This is a genomic window from Flavobacterium jumunjinense, assembly GCF_021650975.2.
Lineage (GTDB): Bacteria > Bacteroidota > Bacteroidia > Flavobacteriales > Flavobacteriaceae > Flavobacterium > Flavobacterium jumunjinense.
The window spans coordinates 2,966,736-2,983,547 of sequence record NZ_CP091285.1; the positions used below are offsets into that span (position 1 = coordinate 2,966,736).

The 16,812-nt window shown below is 28.9% G+C and carries 20 protein-coding genes; 11 read left to right on the forward strand and 9 right to left on the reverse strand.

Features of this window, described 5'->3' with window-relative positions; genetic code table 11:
• The first annotated feature begins 10 nt into the window (after positions 1-10).
• The 4 genes from L2Z92_RS13300 (at position 11) to L2Z92_RS13315 (ending at position 3,620) form a co-directional block, all read left to right on the forward strand.
• The gene (locus tag L2Z92_RS13300) at positions 11-304 is read left to right on the forward strand and encodes a hypothetical protein (RefSeq protein WP_236454220.1); all 294 of its coding nucleotides are present in this window, start codon (positions 11-13) and stop codon (positions 302-304) included.
• A 575-nt stretch (positions 305-879) separates the two neighbouring features.
• Positions 880-1,389, forward strand: coding sequence for a PsbP-related protein (locus L2Z92_RS13305; protein WP_236454223.1), 510 nt, complete (start codon positions 880-882; stop codon positions 1,387-1,389).
• A 495-nt stretch (positions 1,390-1,884) separates the two neighbouring features.
• Positions 1,885-2,610, forward strand: coding sequence for a carboxypeptidase-like regulatory domain-containing protein (locus L2Z92_RS13310; protein WP_236454226.1), 726 nt, complete (start codon positions 1,885-1,887; stop codon positions 2,608-2,610).
• Positions 2,607-3,620, forward strand: coding sequence for a transglutaminase domain-containing protein (locus L2Z92_RS13315; RefSeq protein ID WP_236454229.1), 1,014 nt, complete (start codon positions 2,607-2,609; stop codon positions 3,618-3,620). The genes L2Z92_RS13310 and L2Z92_RS13315 overlap by 4 nt, the downstream gene beginning before the upstream one ends.
• A 321-nt stretch (positions 3,621-3,941) precedes the next feature.
• Here the strand turns inward: L2Z92_RS13315 and L2Z92_RS13320 are convergent, their stop codons facing one another.
• Together L2Z92_RS13320 and L2Z92_RS13325 are read right to left on the reverse strand one after the other, a co-directional pair.
• Positions 3,942-5,843: a DUF2207 domain-containing protein gene (locus L2Z92_RS13320; protein WP_236454232.1), complete on the reverse strand. Its 1,902-nt coding sequence runs from the start codon at positions 5,841-5,843 to the stop codon at positions 3,942-3,944.
• A gap of 10 nt (positions 5,844-5,853) precedes the next feature.
• Positions 5,854-6,408 carry a LemA family protein gene (locus L2Z92_RS13325; RefSeq protein ID WP_236454235.1) on the reverse strand — a complete coding sequence of 185 codons (555 nt, stop codon included), beginning with the start codon at positions 6,406-6,408 and terminating at the stop codon, positions 5,854-5,856.
• Between the two features lie 262 nt (positions 6,409-6,670).
• Here L2Z92_RS13325 and L2Z92_RS13330 point away from each other — a divergent pair, with 262 nt between their 5' ends.
• Positions 6,671-7,153: a tetratricopeptide repeat protein gene (locus L2Z92_RS13330; RefSeq protein WP_236454238.1), complete on the forward strand. Its 483-nt coding sequence runs from the start codon at positions 6,671-6,673 to the stop codon at positions 7,151-7,153.
• Between the two features lie 49 nt (positions 7,154-7,202).
• On the opposite strand, the gene L2Z92_RS13335 is transcribed toward L2Z92_RS13330, so the two are convergent.
• From L2Z92_RS13335 to L2Z92_RS13345, 3 genes are read right to left on the reverse strand one after another with little or no spacing between them, the layout of a single operon-like run.
• Positions 7,203-8,012 carry a hypothetical protein gene (locus tag L2Z92_RS13335; RefSeq protein ID WP_236454241.1) on the reverse strand — a complete coding sequence of 270 codons (810 nt, stop codon included), beginning with the start codon at positions 8,010-8,012 and terminating at the stop codon, positions 7,203-7,205.
• Positions 8,002-8,427 carry a hypothetical protein gene (locus L2Z92_RS13340; RefSeq protein WP_236454244.1) on the reverse strand — a complete coding sequence of 142 codons (426 nt, stop codon included), beginning with the start codon at positions 8,425-8,427 and terminating at the stop codon, positions 8,002-8,004. Before L2Z92_RS13340 ends, L2Z92_RS13335 begins: the two co-directional genes overlap by 11 nt.
• Positions 8,428-8,445: 18 nt before the next feature.
• Positions 8,446-8,898: a hypothetical protein gene (locus L2Z92_RS13345; protein ID WP_236454247.1), complete on the reverse strand. Its 453-nt coding sequence runs from the start codon at positions 8,896-8,898 to the stop codon at positions 8,446-8,448.
• A gap of 172 nt (positions 8,899-9,070) precedes the next feature.
• Between L2Z92_RS13345 and L2Z92_RS13350 the strand changes: the two genes are divergently transcribed.
• The 5 genes from L2Z92_RS13350 (at position 9,071) to L2Z92_RS13370 (ending at position 13,443) form a co-directional block, all read left to right on the forward strand.
• Positions 9,071-10,918: a tetratricopeptide repeat protein gene (locus tag L2Z92_RS13350; RefSeq protein WP_236454251.1), complete on the forward strand. Its 1,848-nt coding sequence runs from the start codon at positions 9,071-9,073 to the stop codon at positions 10,916-10,918.
• Positions 10,915-11,655, forward strand: a complete 741-nt coding sequence (locus L2Z92_RS13355; RefSeq protein WP_236454254.1) for a LytR/AlgR family response regulator transcription factor — start codon at positions 10,915-10,917, stop codon at positions 11,653-11,655. The genes L2Z92_RS13350 and L2Z92_RS13355 overlap by 4 nt, the downstream gene beginning before the upstream one ends.
• A 111-nt stretch (positions 11,656-11,766) precedes the next feature.
• Positions 11,767-12,177 (forward strand): hypothetical protein, encoded by a 411-nt coding sequence (locus L2Z92_RS13360; RefSeq protein ID WP_236454256.1) that lies wholly within the window; start codon positions 11,767-11,769, stop codon positions 12,175-12,177.
• Between the two features lie 106 nt (positions 12,178-12,283).
• On the forward strand, positions 12,284-12,736 hold the full coding sequence (locus tag L2Z92_RS13365) for a hypothetical protein (protein ID WP_236454259.1): 453 nt from the start codon (positions 12,284-12,286) through the stop codon (positions 12,734-12,736).
• An 11-nt stretch (positions 12,737-12,747) separates the two neighbouring features.
• The gene (locus tag L2Z92_RS13370; RefSeq protein ID WP_236454262.1) at positions 12,748-13,443 is read left to right on the forward strand and encodes a DUF6882 domain-containing protein; all 696 of its coding nucleotides are present in this window, start codon (positions 12,748-12,750) and stop codon (positions 13,441-13,443) included.
• A 105-nt stretch (positions 13,444-13,548) separates the two neighbouring features.
• On the opposite strand, the gene L2Z92_RS13375 is transcribed toward L2Z92_RS13370, so the two are convergent.
• Complete coding sequence (locus L2Z92_RS13375; protein ID WP_236454264.1) at positions 13,549-13,788, reverse strand: 4a-hydroxytetrahydrobiopterin dehydratase; 240 nt, start codon at positions 13,786-13,788, stop codon at positions 13,549-13,551.
• A gap of 173 nt (positions 13,789-13,961) precedes the next feature.
• Between L2Z92_RS13375 and L2Z92_RS13380 the strand changes: the two genes are divergently transcribed.
• Positions 13,962-14,363 (forward strand): hypothetical protein, encoded by a 402-nt coding sequence (locus L2Z92_RS13380; RefSeq protein ID WP_236454267.1) that lies wholly within the window; start codon positions 13,962-13,964, stop codon positions 14,361-14,363.
• Positions 14,364-14,515: 152 nt separating this feature from the next.
• Here the strand turns inward: L2Z92_RS13380 and L2Z92_RS13385 are convergent, their stop codons facing one another.
• From L2Z92_RS13385 to L2Z92_RS13395, 3 genes are all read right to left on the reverse strand, one after another.
• Positions 14,516-14,752 (reverse strand): YdcH family protein, encoded by a 237-nt coding sequence (locus tag L2Z92_RS13385; protein WP_236454270.1) that lies wholly within the window; start codon positions 14,750-14,752, stop codon positions 14,516-14,518.
• A gap of 125 nt (positions 14,753-14,877) precedes the next feature.
• Entirely contained in the window at positions 14,878-15,843 is a 966-nt protein-coding gene (locus L2Z92_RS13390; protein WP_236454273.1) for a sodium-dependent bicarbonate transport family permease, read from the reverse strand.
• Between the two features lie 11 nt (positions 15,844-15,854).
• Positions 15,855-16,811 carry an L-threonylcarbamoyladenylate synthase gene (locus L2Z92_RS13395; protein ID WP_319800375.1) on the reverse strand — a complete coding sequence of 319 codons (957 nt, stop codon included), beginning with the start codon at positions 16,809-16,811 and terminating at the stop codon, positions 15,855-15,857.
• Position 16,812 lies beyond the last annotated feature (1 nt).

Consider the following 16,812-nt stretch of genomic DNA (forward strand, 5'->3'; position numbering starts at 1 on the left):
AACAGTAAAGATGTTTTACTTTGAGAAAAACTTCGGATTATTTATGGGAAAGCTATCCGATAATAAATTCTATAAACATTATGCAATACAGATAAGTATTTCTCTACATTCTGAAATGATACTTTCTTTAGCAAATGAAAAAGAAGTTATTGGTAATGCTTTTTTAATTCCGCCCAAACGGCAACACAAATTAATAATCAAATCAAATCAAATAACCATGCTAATAAATCCATTGAGTTTTACAGGGAATCGATTGTATTTACAGTTTGGAAATTTAAAAGACTATATTCTAGAATTAGAGTAGCAACCAATAATTTTGAAAACCCATCCATAGACTGGAATGAAAATCATACTTATATTCAAGATAAAGAAATAATTAGGACTTTGGATTGTTCGATACTCCCGACGATTTTTATGCAAAACACCAACAAGAATTAGAAAGGTTTAAGCAATTTATCTATCGTACTATTATTAGACATTCAATGAATAGGAATGTGGATCGCATTAGAAGTAATAAAGGCTTGCACTTGAACCCGAATAGGTACACAATCTAATTAGTGTTCCGAAGCATGTTTTTACCCCTGCAAATGGTCTTCGGACAGCTACTTTTAGTCTTCTGACAGCTTCTGATAGTCTTCTAACAGTTTCTTTTATACTTCTGAGAGCTTCCAATGCTCTTTTAACAACAGAAAAAGTACAACGGAGCGGTGAAAACAATCTTCTAACAGCTATTTATGTACTTCTAACTTGTTTTTTGATAGTTTTTAGAAAATGAATTTCTTTTTTTGGGGAGTAGTCAAATTGAGTTAAAAATTAATTTAGATTGTATATTGATCAACTAATTAGAAAAAGGAAATAAATAATAAGTTTGCATAAATTATGAAAACATTAACCAAGTATTTTATTGTTAGTTTAATAATATTGATTTCTTGTAAAGGAAATTCTGAAAAATCAGGATTGATAGATTATAAATCAGAAGACGGTTCGATTTCATTAAAATATCCAGAAAATTGGAGTATTGATGTCTCAAAAAGTTCAGGAGCAAATATTTATCTATTTAGCGGAAATACAGAAAATATTAATTTAATAATTCAGGATATTGGAAATGATTATAATCTCGACTCATATACTCAATTATCTGAAAATCAAATTAGAAGTATTGAAGGGGCTAAGCTTTATCAAAGTGAAAGAATTCAAATTAATGGAAATGAAGTGCATTTTCTTGAATATCAGGCTGACATAAGGAAAAGAAGAGAATTGAGATTTATGCAATACTGTATTTTAAAACATCAAAAAGCTTATGTAATAACCTATACTTGTGAATTGGATAGGTTTGAAAAAACTAAACATTTGGCATTAAAAATTATGCAATCGTTTAAGATTCAATAAATCTACACTCAATAGCTTAGGTTTATTCATTTGTTCTTATTGTTTTTTATTGTCTTTTATTGGGGTTCATTATCACTCCTTGAGCCGTTGAGCTCGGAAGGCCAACACCTGTAGTAATAAAATAAAATGACTGATAACAAAAAAAATAAAAAAGTGAAGTAAACCCATGTTAATCATTCCCATTTCTATTCCACCACTATAGAGTTATCGTAAAAAGAGTAGATAGTCTTTTAAGAAGAATATACTACTCTTTTTTTTTAAAGTAAGTCTTTTACAAAACGATATAGAATTACTAAATAGACATGATATAATTTTTGAAGAGCATTTCCATCAATAAAAACAATGTGGAGGTATTAATTTGAAAGTTTTTGTATATTTGGAATGCATCAAATTATTAATATAAGCTACAAAGCTGTTAACCATTTTCTAATTTACTATCAATTTTCAACGTACTTTCTACATTAAAAATTGATAATAATAACAATCATCAACCTCATGAGTCAAAATTTCAACCTTGCTATAGAAAATCCATGTTCAGAAAATTTCAATAATTTTAACTCCACAGAAAAAGGAGGTTTTTGTAATTCCTGTCGGAAAGAAGTTGTCAATTTTACTAATATGACGGATAGTCAAATTATAGATTACTTTAAAAATAGCACTAAAAAAACATGTGGTTATTTTCGTGAAGAACAATTGAAAAATTATGCAAGTCAAATAACTATTTCGCAACAAAAAGGAAAGTTTTGGAACGCAAGCATCATGGGGTTTTCATTACTTTCATTATTGTCGTTTACTAATGGACTTGCACAGGAAGACACCTCAAATATGACTACGCATAAAGTGCAAACGGATAAAAAGAAAGTTGATAATACGACTTCAAATAATCAAAACCTTCAAGAACTTACTTCTGGAGTTGTTTATGATGAAAGTCGAATACCGCTTCCTGGAGCAAGCATCACTTTAAAAGGATCAAATATTGGAGTCATTACAAATTTTGATGGTGAATTTACTTTTCCAAAACCATTAGAAAAAGAGACAATATTAATAGTAAGTTATCTTGGTTATGAAACAAAAGAAGTAAAGATTTTAAATAGCAAAAAAATTGTAATAAAATTGGACAGCCCAATGGCGATTCTAATGATGGGTGAGGTAGCAGTTGAAAAAGTGTATCAATCAAAACCAACTTTTTTTCAGAGAATAGGCAACTTTTTTAAAAAATGATAAAGTTCTTTTATTTAATAGTCATTTTTTTTGGAAGCACTAGTTTACAAGCTCAATTATCAGATTTTAAGAGTTTCAACTTTACAAAAGCAGATGCTAAAGCACTTCAATATAAAGGAGAAAGTTTAGAAAACATGCCTAAACTGGCATATGACTTAACATATAACCTAGCTACAGATGTTGAAAAATTTAGAGCTATATTTATTTGGGTAAGCACAAATATTAAGTATGAATATGGTTTTTATCTAAAAAATGCTAGAGTACGGAAAAAGTTTAAAAACGATAGTATAAAACTAGCCGAATGGAACAAAGAGTTTAGTTTAAAAGTTTTTAAAAAACTATTAAAAGAACAAAAAACAGTTTGTACAGGTTATGCCTATCTTATTAAAGAACTTTCCAATTTAGCAAATATAAAATGCGAAATAATTGATGGTTATGGTCGCACTGCAAACGATGAAACATTACGGCTTATAGTACCAAACCACTCTTGGAATGCTGTGCAACTTAATAATAAATGGTATCTGTGTGACGCTACTTGGTCAAGTGGCTATTATAATGCTAATGAATATAAGTTTCAATATGATTTTAATGATGGCTATTTTTTAACCGATCCCAATTGGTTTGTGAAAAATCATTTTCCTTTAGATTCGAAATGGTTGTTAACGGCTAAAGAAACCCAGTTTTCAGCGTTCGAAAAAATGCCAATTATGTATAATGAAGCGTTTAAATATAAAGTTTTCCCAATGCATTCTTTAAAACTTAGGAACGAAGTGGTTAAAAATAAAGAAGTTGTATTTTTTATAAAAGCACTATACTCATTAGAAAAAAAAGCGATAAAAATAGAAATTGGTTCAGGTAAAAATAGTAGTCTTGTGCAACCAATTATTAATGAGCTTAGTGATGGGGTTTTCGAAATAAAACACACATTTACTACTAGAGGAGTTTATGATGTACATTTCAAAATGAATGAGGATTATATTTTTACGTATATTGTTAAAGTGAAAAAATGAAAAAAGCTGTATTATAAGATCAATGAAATTCTTTGGTTCGAATGGGTTCCAATTGGAATAAACAATGAAGAGAATATTACCGATGAGATTATCATAAATTACAAAGAGATAAACAACATGACAAAAATAGTGAGAAAAAAAATGAACAAGTATTTTTTAAAGAATATACATAGTATTAAAATTGTAGCTCACAGTAAGATTTAATTATAAGTAGTATTACAATAACTTAAATTCCATAATTAGACACGCTCAGTTTAACAATTACAAATAATTGTTTTAAGCTTTTTTTTTTAATAGTATAAGTAGAGTATAGTAGGAAGACTACCAGCCACCGCCACCACCTCCGCCACCTCCGCCACCAGAGCTTCCACCTCCAGAACTTCCGCTACTCCAGCTTCCAGAACTACCACTTCCCGAAGAGGAACTAGAAGAAGGATCTATAGCCGAACGCGTTACAGCGCTACTTAATCCAGATACGAAATGAGAAGGTCTTCTGTAGAAATTATCATCATTTGTACACCAATCGGGATGATATTGGGCTAACTCTAATACTTTTTCAAAGTTTTTGCCCCAAGCTACATCAACATCTAAAGCAATAGCATAGGGTAATAATTCTTCAAATAATTCAGGAGTCAATTCGGGAGCGTTAAGTAAATTGATGCGTTCTTTTTCTGCTGTTTCTAAATACCGTTTAAAACCTTCAATTCTAAGATGTGCTTCTGCTCCTTCAGTAGTATATTTTCCTAAATGGTAAGCATAAAAAACATAGACCAGAAAAATGATTCCTAAAATAATAAGTTGGGTAGATCCTAAAAAAACAAGTGTAAAGAAGAAAATAATAATGGCAGGAAAGCCAGCAAAAAAGAAAAGTATAAATCTTATAATAATGAGTCCTGTTTTCTCTATTTTTTTCGTGAACCAATAGGTGAAAATAGCCAACATGATTGTAAATACGATATAAACAATACTGTTTATTTGGGTTTTAGAACTAGAAAGTACAATATATGTTAAACCCGCAATAATAAAAATTAGAAAACCAATGAATTTTTTTCTAGTGTTGTCTATATAGTATTTTTTTAGATCAATTTGAGAAGTTATACTTTTTATCCATGCACTATATGCTTTACTAAAAAGCACATGGTTTTTATTGTCTACTTTAATATTTTTTTTGCTTGATAAACAATCGAAATAGGCCGCTTCTTCTTCGCTCAATGAAGCAGTAAGTTTATTCTTTATCTCAATTTCATAGGCTGTAGTGTTGGTAAAAATACCACTTTCAATTGCCGATGTTATTTTTATACCGCCTTTTATAGCTGTATTTATTATGGAAGCCATATATGACTTTGTACTTTCACTTCTTTGATAAACATAGCCTAAAATGGCAGGAGACCAATTAAAAGGAGGTCTGAATTCTGGAATAATTGACTTTTCAGCAGGATCTTTTCCATGTTTTTTCCAGTCTAAAAAATAGAAAAAGAACATGCCTAGCCCAAAAAAAGTAGACCAGATGTACATTTTAATTTGGCTGTAAAAAGAAGAGGCTTTTTGAAGTGAACCAGGAGGATTTATAGTTCCTTTTGGAAAAGAAGCAGCAACAGTAAAGCCTTCATAAGCATTAAGTTGTAAGGCTGTAAAAGTGATTGCTGTTCTATTGTGACTCAGCGTACTAATGCAATTAGAAGTAGTAGAACCACTAATACCTGTATAGCAATTCACATTTCCGAAAGTAGTATTTTCCGAAGGTAGAAATAATTGACACGTTGCTTTCGCTATAGGGATTGTCCAACCATTCCCAGTCACATTCCAATAGAGTTCGTCATAATCATCAAAATAACCAACTTGATACGGAGTGCTATAACTAATTTGATATTGATAGGTGTTATTCTCTAATTCAATATCTTTATCGCCAATGTATATTTTCCATTCACCCGCACTTTCTTCTGTGAAATAATTTTCATTGATGCCATTTTTTTTAATGGAGTTAATGGAGTATTCAACATCAATTGCAGTATTGTTTTTATCTTTTCGTTGTAACGGAAGTGTTCTAAGTAAACCATGTTTAAAGATGTCTCCTTCTGCTTTTATCGTTATGTTTTCAATAACTTGGATTGTTCCCGATTTTTCAATTTGGATACTAACATGAAAGTCGGTTATTTGTTCTTGACTATAAGAAAGACAGAAAACAAATAGGAATACAATTGAAAGCCTTTTTTTTAATGACATATTATTAGTGTTAAAACTGAACTTTAGGCGTTTCTCTTTGTGCTACATTATCGAGTTCTAGGAAATTCTTTTTAGGGAATCCAAAAACAGAAGCTACTAGGTTATTTGGGAACGATTGTACACTAATATTATAATCTCTCACGGTTCCGTTATAGTATCTTTTCGAGCGTTCTACATCCGTCTCTAGTAGGCTTAATTCGTTTTGAAGACTTAGAAAATTGGTGTTAGATTTTAAATCGGGATAGTTTTCAGCCAAAGCAAAAAGCTTCGTTACAGATTGACTAATTGTGGCATCGAGCTGCATTTTTTGATCGCTATCGGTTGTGTTTAACGCTTTATTGCGAAGATTTACAATTTCAGTTAGTGTGTCTCTTTCATGAGCCGTATAGCCTTTGATGGTTTCTACAAGATTAGGAATTAGATCATATCTTTTCTTCAGAATCACATCAATACCGCTAAATGCTTCTTCTACTAAAGTACGTTTTGCTACAAAATTATTGTAGCTAAATATTAGAAATAAAACAATTAATACAGGTATTGCTACATAAATTATAGTTGAAATCATTGAGTTTGTTTTTTTTATTTTAAACAAATATATTAGAAATAGCAGTAAATAATAGCTGGTATAAGATATTAATTAACAAGCAACTTAAAAAAGTGGAATAATTTTTTGTTAACCGAATTCAAGAACCTAGTTTATTTATCTAAAGAATTCTTATTGTTTTATTGATACATAAGCTTTAGATTTGTTCGCATTAAAAAAAACTTATTTTTATAGACAACAATATAAAAAAGTAAGCGAAAAAGAATAAAAAGTAAAGATAAATATGACTTCTAAAACGCCAACAATTAGACAATCTTCATGGTTTGCAATACTACCACAATTTGGTATAATGTTGCTTTTCATATTTTTATTTTCAATGTCAAATCTAAAAGATCCGTCTTTGTTTGCACTAATTACGTATTTTTTTATTGCAATGTCTTTAAGAAATTTTGTTCCTAAAAGCCATAGAGAAGGGATAAAATTAACAAACAAAAAGCGATTTGAAGCTGCAATACCGAAGTTCGAAAATAGTTATGCATTCTTTACAAAGAACAGTTGGATTGATAAATATAGATATTTAACACTTTTTAGTTCCTCTAGAATGAGTTATAGAGAAATGGCGTTGTGTAATATTGCTTTTTGCTACAGCCAAATTAAAAATGGTACAAAAGCTTTAGAATATTATGAAAAAGCGCAACGTGAATTTCCAGATAGTGGTTTAGCATTAGCAGGAATAAATATGCTTAAATCTATAGGTAAAGAATAAAAGTATTTTTTTTTAATGAAACAAACATAGTGCTTTTTCTAGTTTAATATCAAATCCATTTTTTTGGCTGATATTCATCAATCCATTCTTTTGGATAACGCTCATACAAATCTTTTAACAAGTGTTTGTTCAAATCGGTCTTTTGAAAATCCTTATAAAAACTCCCCAATAACCAAACGGTTGTGTTTTCTAGTTTGTTTTGATGGAATGAAAACAAAATATCTTTAGAAGATTGTTTAGTATCTAAAAGTAGTATTACTAAAGAACCAGCAGTTGTGAAATTGCTGTCAAAATGCAATGAAAATCCTTCATGAATGCGTTTCATTAAAGTAGTATTTTCTAAGAATGGAAGAAAACGAATTGCTTTTTTTCGTAGATTCGGAAAATTAGTATAATTGCTACAAAGAATTAGAAAATCGAGTAAACTTGCATATTCTTCATGAGTAATGTTGTGTACATTTTTAGCTTCATCACTATTCGTTATTCCAAAAAGTAAATAAATTTTATCAGCACTCAAATAGCTATTATCCCAATCATTGTCAACTATATTTTTTTCAACCGCTTGTAAGAATAAAGAAAAATATTGAGGCAAAGGCTTGTCAATTGTCCCTAATTTAAGACGATAATAATAGGCTAAATGAATAATTTCATCAGGGATTTTTGCCATTTTAGTTTTCATAACCCTATCAATTTCATAATGATAAAACGGGAAAAATTGCCCTTGAAAATGATGTTCACGAGCTTCTTTTTCGCTTTCTATAAAATGTTCCAAAAGAGCCAGATTGTCTTTTTTAATTTGAACAGCAAAATCTAAATTTCTGTAACGTTTTTCTTGTTCGTTTAATAAATTAGTACTCATTCTTAATTATCTTGTTTACTGTAAGAGCGGTTTTCGTAATGTCTCTACTTTTTGGGTGAAAAATATATATTCTGTTTTTATCCCTATAATCTATAAATATAAGATTTTCATTTGCATAACCAATGAGAACACTCAAAGAAAAACGATGCAACGAGAAAGCTATGCCGTTTTGATCATAGGTGAAATTACTATTAACTTTCTGTAAATTTGGAACATGAGCCTTTAGAGAATGAATTGTAAGTATCTCCATACCATGAATAACAACAGGCTTGCACAGTTCGTCAATGGTAAATAAGTTGAACTTTTCGCTGTTGAAACTAATAGTTTTTGGGTTATCTTTAATAAAATCTAAATAATCAAGAGAAATAATTTCATTCAATTGGTTTAGAGTGTTTTCAATGTATTGTGTATTCATTGTCTCTTTTTAATTGATTTAAACATAATCTACTTGTCTCTTTTTTGCTGCTTTATTAGCAAGTCTTTTTGCTTTATTTTCTTGACCTTCAAAAGGAGCTACTTCATTTAGAACAACACCTAGATTTTCTTCTAATTTTTCTTTAGAAATGGCTAATGCTTTTTTTATTAATTCAGGATAAGCATCATTTAAAAACCAATCAGGCATTCGCTCGTAAACAGTTACATCATTATCATAAAATGTGGTTGTTGTTCCTATTTCATATTTTGTATCGTTAAGTTCAAAATAATAATGTAGTTTAATAATAATACTGGTGTTTGTACCTTCAGGATCGTCTGGCCAATTATAGATTAGAAAAAAAGCATCATCGATTCCTATTTTAGGTGTTATTTTTCTTTTGACATTATTATTGTAGTTTATTTCAAATCCGTAACCAGAAGTTATTCCTTCAATAAATTTAGAGATACTCATGTTTTGTATTCTTTTGTTGAGAGATTAAAAATAAAAGGACTTTTTATAAACTAAAAAATGCTTTTATAAGTGTTGTTATTTGTTTTATATCTGCTATATAGTTGTTAAAAAGTTTCTATTTTAATACTAAAAGATTATTTTCGTTTTTTTATTAGAACTGCAAAACATTAGCATGAAACATTGTTTTCTTAGTATTTTTTTGATTTACATAAGTCTATTTTTTTTTCTTTTAAGTTGTACACAATCTAAAGTTAATACTACCGATTTTGATGCTGCAATGGAAACTACGGATAGTCTTATGATATATTCGCCCAAAAAGACAATACGAATTTTAGATAGTTTGAAGCTGCATTATTCTGATATTTCAGAAGAACAAGAAGCACTATTGTTATTTAAAAAAGGCGAAGTTTATTATGTGAATGATTTGTATTTAGAAGCGATACAAGAACACCAAAAAGCCTATACCTTATTTTCAAAACAAAAAGATAATTATAATAAAACAAGAAGTTTAATTACACTAAGTGCAGCAAATTTAAGGTTTGAAAATGTAGAAAAATCACAAGAGTATGCACTAGAAGCGTTGCATGAAGCAACATTATTAAGCGACAAAAGATTACTCGCGAAAGCAAATAATCTTCTATTTCAATTGCATTTTACGTTGGAAGATTATTCAAAGGCATTAGATTATATTCAAAAAGCGGAAAAAATATTTACAGATGAAAAAGATACAGTTTCAGCTTTAGCTATAAAAAGTAATATCGCTGCGGTATATTTAAAGCAAAAGAATAACCAAAAAGCATTAGCAGTTTATAAGGAGTCATTACACCTGGGAAAAAATATAAATGCTCCTCAAACTATTGTGAAAATACTCAATAATATTGGCTTTACTTATATTGAGGTTAAAGAATATGCATTTGCAATTCAGTTCTTTGAGAGTGCAATAGACTTAAATAAAAATATAGATGCAATTAATGCAGCACCATACAAAGGGTTAGGCTATGTTTATTTTTTAAATAATGATTTTAAAAAAGCAATTACGAATTATAATGCTGCCCTTGTTATTTATAAACAAAATAAAAATTTACCCGAACAAATTGAAATTCTCGATAAGTTAATTACTCTTACTATACAAGAAAAGAACCCGCAAAACGCATTAATGTATCAAGCAGAAAGAGATCAATTACAAGTAGCTTTACAAACTATAGAGAAAGAACGGTTATTGCATTTTTCAACTATAAAATATAAAGCCAAAGAAAAAGAAATTGCATTGCAATATGAACAGCAAACAAATAAGAAAAACAGATGGCTCTTTGGTAGTTTATTACTTATATTGACTTTATTATTGTTTCTATTAGGTAGTTATTTATATATAACAAAGCTAAAAGCAGCAAATAAAGCCTCTCAATTAGAACAAAGTTTGTTGCGTGTGCAAATGAATCCACATTTTATTTTTAATACTTTGGCAGCAATACAAAATATTACCTTGGAAAATAGTCCAATAAAAGCATCGAATTATATTGCAAAATTCTCCAAGCTAATACGACAAAACTTTGATTATGTTCAAAAAGAAGAAATTACATTAGAGCAGGAAATTAATATGATTTCAAACTATATAGAAACCCAACAATTCCGATTTCAATATTCATTTCAATATGTTTTAACCCTTTCTCAAAATTGTAATAGTCAAAGTATAAAAGTACCACCAATGCTTTTACAACCCTTTGTAGAAAATGCAATTGAATACGGGTTAAAAGAAAAAAAAGAAGATGGTCTTTTAGAAATAAATATAGACAAAGAAGGTAATCAGCTTTGTTTCGAAATAAAAGACAATGGAATTGGGCGATCAAATGAAGCAAAGCAATATAAAAAAAATGGGGTATTGCATGCTACAGAAATTTTTATTGAAAGATTGAAATTGAGAAAGAAATCGGAAGAAGAAACGTTTCAAATTATTGACTTATATGATTTAGAAAATCAACCTGTAGGTACTAAAATAGTTTTCAAAATATACATTAAATGATACAAGCTGTTATAATAGAAGATGAGTTTAATGCCTTAAACACTTTGTCTAAATTACTTCAATATACACAAAAAGACATAGAAATTATAGCTAAGATAGATAGCGTTGAAGAAGCAATTACTTTTTTGAAAAGTAACAGCCCTGATTTGGTTTTTATGGATATTGAATTGATAGGAGGAAATGCTTTTTCAATATTAGAGGCATTAGAGCAGATATCATTTAAAATTATCTTCACAACTGCCTATGCTGATTTTGCTATAAAAGCTATAAAAGTAGAAGCTATTGATTATTTATTAAAACCAATCGATTCGGAAGAACTTTCTGTTTGTATTGATCGTTTTAGAGTGTCTTTCAAAAAAGAACAACACTATGTGAGTTTAATTGATAAAACGAAAACTTTAGATACATATGAAACTCAAAAAACGCTATTAATAAGAACAACTCAAGAGCAACATATGTTGCTTATAGATGAAATTATTAGATGTCAATCAGATGGGAGTTATACTACTTTTTATACAAATGATAAAAAGATAATGAGTGCTCGAAATTTAAAATATTACGAAAATATATTAGGAGAATATGCATTTGTTAGAGTACATCAATCTCATTTAATCAATGTTAAATATATCGATTCAATAGTGTTAAATAATATACTCTTAAAAGACGGGGGAAAAGTACCAATTGCTTCTAGGAAGAAAAGTTATTTAAAACAGTTTTTATCCAATATAGTTACTTAAAACTGACGGATATAAAATTAAAATAAGCGTTTGCAAAACCGTTTTTTTTCGAACCATTGTGTACTGTAATTTTAGACTGTTAACTTAAGAGCAATCTAAAAAAAACTGAAAATGGGACTAAAAGAAAAAAGATTTACAAAAGAATTTCAAGAAGAGCAATTTCCAGCTTTAAAACAAAAAATTGAAGCTGCAGTAGGTTTTGATATAGCTATTGATGTTCAATGGGATACTCTATTTGAAGATCGTTTTTTGCATTTATATGGCGACAGTTATACAAAAATTTATTTCCAACCTTTAATTGAAGCTTTTACAGCAATAACTTCAGACGAAATGGGGAAAGAAGCAATACAGGAAAGTTTGCAAAAAATAGTCATAGTGAATAGAGATGACCATCATAACCCAACACACGCTTATACTTTTACAGATGGAGTTTTAGAAGTTAACCATAGTCCAATTCTTAACGCAGACAAAGTAAGCGAAAGAACAGAAGTACTAACTGATTTATTAGAAAGCAAATTATAGTCAAATAGAGTCTGTCGAAGTTTTTTTAGCTTAGATTTTTATTATAGTCTTCGATGGGCTCGAACTGGCTGATATCATTTTCAAACGTAATAATTACTTCATAAATATGGATTTAGCAGTTATACTTTCTCAAATTAATAATTTTAGAGTACATTCCGAGATTAAAGATTATAATATTAGCGATTTCTTCGATGCGGTTATGGAGAAAATAGATAAATTAAAAAAGCTCAATCATTCAGAGAAAGAGCAATTACTGGACACACTTTTTGCATTCTTAAATAATCACAATCCAGAATTAGAAGAAGATTTTTCATTTATTCATTTAATAGAAAGTATCGATAAACCAAATTATACCATATATAGTAAAAAGTTATTAGAAAATAATATTAAAAGGCCATCCTTAACTTCGGTTTTGTTACTTAATAGGTATATTAATAGTTTGCATGGAAAAGCTTGGGGAAAAGCGGTAGTAGTAGTGAGAAAAGTAGTAGAAAATATAAAGAAGACTACTTTTATGACTGAAGATACTCTAAATTATTGCGAATATCAAATCAAATAATTAAACAAAAGATGGAATCAAATCAAAATCAATCAACAAAAATAAGTTTATCACAGTTACATAATCAAACTGTTGCATTAACAATGGAACGACAAGATGTTTTTTCTGAATTGGTAGAAGACCTATCTTGGTCTTTCGATATGATAAGTGGTACAGTAACCTTTGGAGATTATTCTTTTAGAATGCAAATGTTGGGAACCTATTCTGAAGAACAGCAATCTTGGTTATGGGCTTGGGCAAACAAACAAAGTGGCATACCAGAAGAGTTTCTACAAGCTGCGTTAGCAATGAAAGAAATAGGAGAACGTAATGGAATTGAAGATTTAGTTACGGCAAAAATAGAAACAGATCAAGACCCTGGTCATTACTTTTCTTTTGTAGCTAATGGATTAATTAAATCGAGTTGTTATGCTCCATTAACGTTTAATAATATAAAAGTATATGTATTATTAAACTCTGAGCTTGTAGATAATAAGAAAATTACTGATCCAGCTCTTATTTGTTCTCATTTTGCAAAAACAATTTCAAGAATGGACTTTGGACACAAACATGGTTTATTTTGTTACTTAAATCAAAAAGGATATGAAGTAAAGCTATCTGAAGATACTATTTTGGGAGAAAAAGATAAAGATCAAATTTTAGGGTCGTTTGATACTAACGGAAGATTATTAAAAATAACCAATTCAAAAATTGAAACCGCAGTTTAACTATCAATTTTGATGAATTGGTTGTTGTTATAAAAAGAATAATTTCTAAAAATCCATTTTCAATTTTTGTTTGAAATGGATTTTTTTGTTTTCAGAATGCTATTTTTAAGCAATAGAATATAAACTACTAATTGCTTCTGCGAGTAATCTATCTTTTTCGGTAATAGTATTTCCTTCATCATGAGTAGTTAATATAATATCTACTTTATTATAGACGTTTTTCCATTCAGGATGATGATTCATTTTTTCGGCAATCATTGCTACTTTAGTCATAAAAGAAAAAGCTTCAATAAAATTTTTGAACTCAAATGATTTTGATAACGAATTGTTTTCTTCTTTCCACATTAGATTGTTGTTTTCTCAAAGATAAGAAAATGATAATTTCTTATTACCTTTATGGAGATAAAAGTGCGAAGGCTTCAAAAAAATATAGACGAAATTGAATGTGCTGAGAAAAAGAGGAAACTAATTTTAGTTTATGAAGTCTATGAAGCATCCAACTTTATTAAAAATGAATTATGAAAAAATATATAATTATTGTAGCGTTTTTTACTGTTTTGTCATCTTTTAATAAGACAGAATCTGAAATTTCTCTATTCTTATTTCAAAATTGGATTTATGAAAACTATCAAAATGGAGATCAAAGTTTTATTAGTAAGGATAGGTTTCAAAAAGATAAATCAGGAATAGCATTTAAAGAAAATGGTACTATTGTAAAAAAACAAAATTCAGGTTGGTGCGGTACACCTCCAATTGATTATGTAAACGTTAATGGTACATGGAAAGAAATTTCAGAGTCATTATTAGAAATTCAATATGAGAGTTGGAATGGAAGGAATGTGGATACGATACAAATAGTTGAAATATCAAAAAACAAGCTCGTTTTAAGGCATATTTATACAATTAAAAAGAAAGATTAATAGTTTTAAAAAAGGAAGAAAATACTATGAGTAAATCATGCTTTGAGTTTTATAATGGTTTGTTACCGAAAACTAAGCTGATTAAGATTTAGCTATAAAAAAATCCATTTCAAAATGTTTTGAAATGGATTTAATTGTTTTATAAAAAAATACTAATTATTAGTTAGATAAGAGTAAATTTCATCTTTAATACGAACTCTTTCTACTCTCAATGAGTTTAAAGTGTCATCAGAAGCTGGTTCAGTATCAGATTCTATTCTGTAAATTTCATGATCTAAGTTATCATAATCGTCAAATAACTTTTTAAAATGGTTGTCTGAAGTTTTTAAATCATGAATTTTTTCTTCAAACTCAGGAAAATCTGTTGCTAATTGGTGCTTTTTAATCATACTTCTTTGTTTTAATTTGATATTATAAAATTATAAAAAGAGCATTAATTATAAAATGATATATATCATATAAAATATATTTCTTAAAAAAAAACTTTATTTCTTATTTAAAGAGTAGGGATATTTTAATTCACTATTATATACATATATATAGGCATTCCAATTGTTATGTTAACAGGAAATGTAACCGCTAAAGCCATTGGTATAAAAATTCCTGGGTTTGCTTTTGGTACAGCAATTTTCATAGCAGCTGGTACAGCAATGTATGAAGCACTTGCAGCTAAAACAGCCAATATGAATCGATCACCAATTTCAGAAGTAATCCAACCACTAAGATAGGCAAATACAATTCCGTTTATTAGCGGAATTACAATGGCAAAGATTGTTGTGAACCAGCCATTTTTTAAGAAATCTTTCAATTTTTTTCCACAAACAATCCCCATATCGAGTAAAAAAATAGCTAAAAAACCTTTAAATAAATCATTTGTAAATGGTTTAATACCTAAAGCTTGCTTGTCACTTGCTAAAAAACCAATTATTAAACTACCCAAAATAAGAAGTACACTTCCATTTGTGAAAGAATGTTTAATTATGGCAGATAATTTTTGCTCTGGTTTCGAGTTGTCCTTTTTAACATATAATCGTATCAAAATAACACCAATAATAATTGCAGGTGCTTCCATTAGTGCCATGATTGCCACCATATGTCCATTAAAAGTTATGTTTTGTAATTCTAAAAAAGATACGGCAGTAACAAATGTAACAGCACTTACTGAACCGTATGCAGCTGCAATAGCTCCAGAGTTAGAAATAGATAATTTTCTTTTTAATATAAAAAAGACATAAATAGGTATTGCTATAGATGCAAAAAGACCAAAAAGAATTGCCCAAATAATTTCTATGGAAAAATGACTATGTGCTAATTCTTGTCCTCCTTTAAAGCCGATAGCAAACAATAAGTACAAGGAAATAAATTTTGAAGAGTTTTCAGGAATTGCTAAATCACTTTTTAGTTTAACAGATAGTATTCCTAGAATAAAGAATAATAATGCTGGATTTTTTAAATTGTCTATTAATAAGTCTAAATTCATCTTTGTTTTTATTAGTTTTTATATGAAGCTCTTATAAGTCTATCGTTAATTGATTTTCCTAAGTTCTCATTTGGAAAATAATCTGCTACTATAGCATCAAAATGTAGTGTGTCAATTTTAATTAATGTTTTGTATAGATTAGCGGCTGCTATCTCAAAATTTTGTTCAGTTGATAATAAAAAACTCTCTTTTATTTTCTTGTTTTGATTAGGTAAATTAAAACCTAAATAGGCAATGTTTTTATAAATGGTTTTATTTAAAAATTCATTAGTGTTTTCAACTAAGTATAAAGGTGTTTTTGGTGAATAATGTTTTAAAAACATACCGGGAGCTTCTGGATTTTGAATATTTGTTTTTTTAACATCTATTTTTCCAATAGTTTTTTCAATCTCTTCAATGGCAATTGCTCCTAACCTGTAAAGAATGGGCTTGTTGTTTTCAAAACCTATAATAGTTGATTCTAGTCCTTTGCTACATTCCCCTCCATCTAAAATATAGGGTATTTTATTACCAAAATAATCACGTACATGTTTGTAAGAAGTTGCACTTACAGCATTTGAAGGATTAGCACTAGGCGCAGCCAATGGAAATTCAAGTTCATGTAATAAGGCTAAAGTAATTTTGTGTGAGGGTACTCTAATAGCTACTGTATCTTTGTTAGAAGTAATATAATCTGGAACGTTTGCTGCTTTTGGTAAAACCAAAGTTAATGGTCCAGGCCAAAATTTATCGGCTAATTTTTGTGCTTTTTCGGGTATGTTTTTTGTGTATTTTGGAAGCTCTTTAATATCTTTAATATGAACAATTAACGGGTTGTTTAAAGGTCTATTCTTTATTTTGTAAATTGCTGCCACAGCTTTTTTACTGAAAATATTAGCAGCCAAGCCATACACTGTTTCTGTAGGAATGGCTACTACTTTGTTTTCAGATACTATTTTTGCAGCCTTTTTGATGTCTTCTAAATTCATA

Coding starts and splice junctions, on each gene's coding strand:
- L2Z92_RS13300 (WP_236454220.1), top strand. CDS start 11: ATGTTTTACTTTGAGAAAAACTTCGGATTATTTATGGGAAAGCTATCC.
- L2Z92_RS13305 (WP_236454223.1), top strand. CDS start 880: ATGAAAACATTAACCAAGTATTTTATTGTTAGTTTAATAATATTGATT.
- L2Z92_RS13310 (WP_236454226.1), top strand. CDS start 1,885: ATGAGTCAAAATTTCAACCTTGCTATAGAAAATCCATGTTCAGAAAAT.
- L2Z92_RS13315 (WP_236454229.1), top strand. CDS start 2,607: ATGATAAAGTTCTTTTATTTAATAGTCATTTTTTTTGGAAGCACTAGT.
- L2Z92_RS13320 (WP_236454232.1), bottom strand. CDS start 5,843: ATGTCATTAAAAAAAAGGCTTTCAATTGTATTCCTATTTGTTTTCTGT.
- L2Z92_RS13325 (WP_236454235.1), bottom strand. CDS start 6,408: ATGATTTCAACTATAATTTATGTAGCAATACCTGTATTAATTGTTTTA.
- L2Z92_RS13330 (WP_236454238.1), top strand. CDS start 6,671: ATGACTTCTAAAACGCCAACAATTAGACAATCTTCATGGTTTGCAATA.
- L2Z92_RS13335 (WP_236454241.1), bottom strand. CDS start 8,012: ATGAGTACTAATTTATTAAACGAACAAGAAAAACGTTACAGAAATTTA.
- L2Z92_RS13340 (WP_236454244.1), bottom strand. CDS start 8,427: ATGAATACACAATACATTGAAAACACTCTAAACCAATTGAATGAAATT.
- L2Z92_RS13345 (WP_236454247.1), bottom strand. CDS start 8,898: ATGAGTATCTCTAAATTTATTGAAGGAATAACTTCTGGTTACGGATTT.
- L2Z92_RS13350 (WP_236454251.1), top strand. CDS start 9,071: ATGAAACATTGTTTTCTTAGTATTTTTTTGATTTACATAAGTCTATTT.
- L2Z92_RS13355 (WP_236454254.1), top strand. CDS start 10,915: ATGATACAAGCTGTTATAATAGAAGATGAGTTTAATGCCTTAAACACT.
- L2Z92_RS13360 (WP_236454256.1), top strand. CDS start 11,767: ATGGGACTAAAAGAAAAAAGATTTACAAAAGAATTTCAAGAAGAGCAA.
- L2Z92_RS13365 (WP_236454259.1), top strand. CDS start 12,284: ATGGATTTAGCAGTTATACTTTCTCAAATTAATAATTTTAGAGTACAT.
- L2Z92_RS13370 (WP_236454262.1), top strand. CDS start 12,748: ATGGAATCAAATCAAAATCAATCAACAAAAATAAGTTTATCACAGTTA.
- L2Z92_RS13375 (WP_236454264.1), bottom strand. CDS start 13,788: ATGTGGAAAGAAGAAAACAATTCGTTATCAAAATCATTTGAGTTCAAA.
- L2Z92_RS13380 (WP_236454267.1), top strand. CDS start 13,962: ATGAAAAAATATATAATTATTGTAGCGTTTTTTACTGTTTTGTCATCT.
- L2Z92_RS13385 (WP_236454270.1), bottom strand. CDS start 14,752: ATGATTAAAAAGCACCAATTAGCAACAGATTTTCCTGAGTTTGAAGAA.
- L2Z92_RS13390 (WP_236454273.1), bottom strand. CDS start 15,843: ATGAATTTAGACTTATTAATAGACAATTTAAAAAATCCAGCATTATTA.
- L2Z92_RS13395 (WP_319800375.1), bottom strand. CDS start 16,811: ATGAATTTAGAAGACATCAAAAAGGCTGCAAAAATAGTATCTGAAAAC.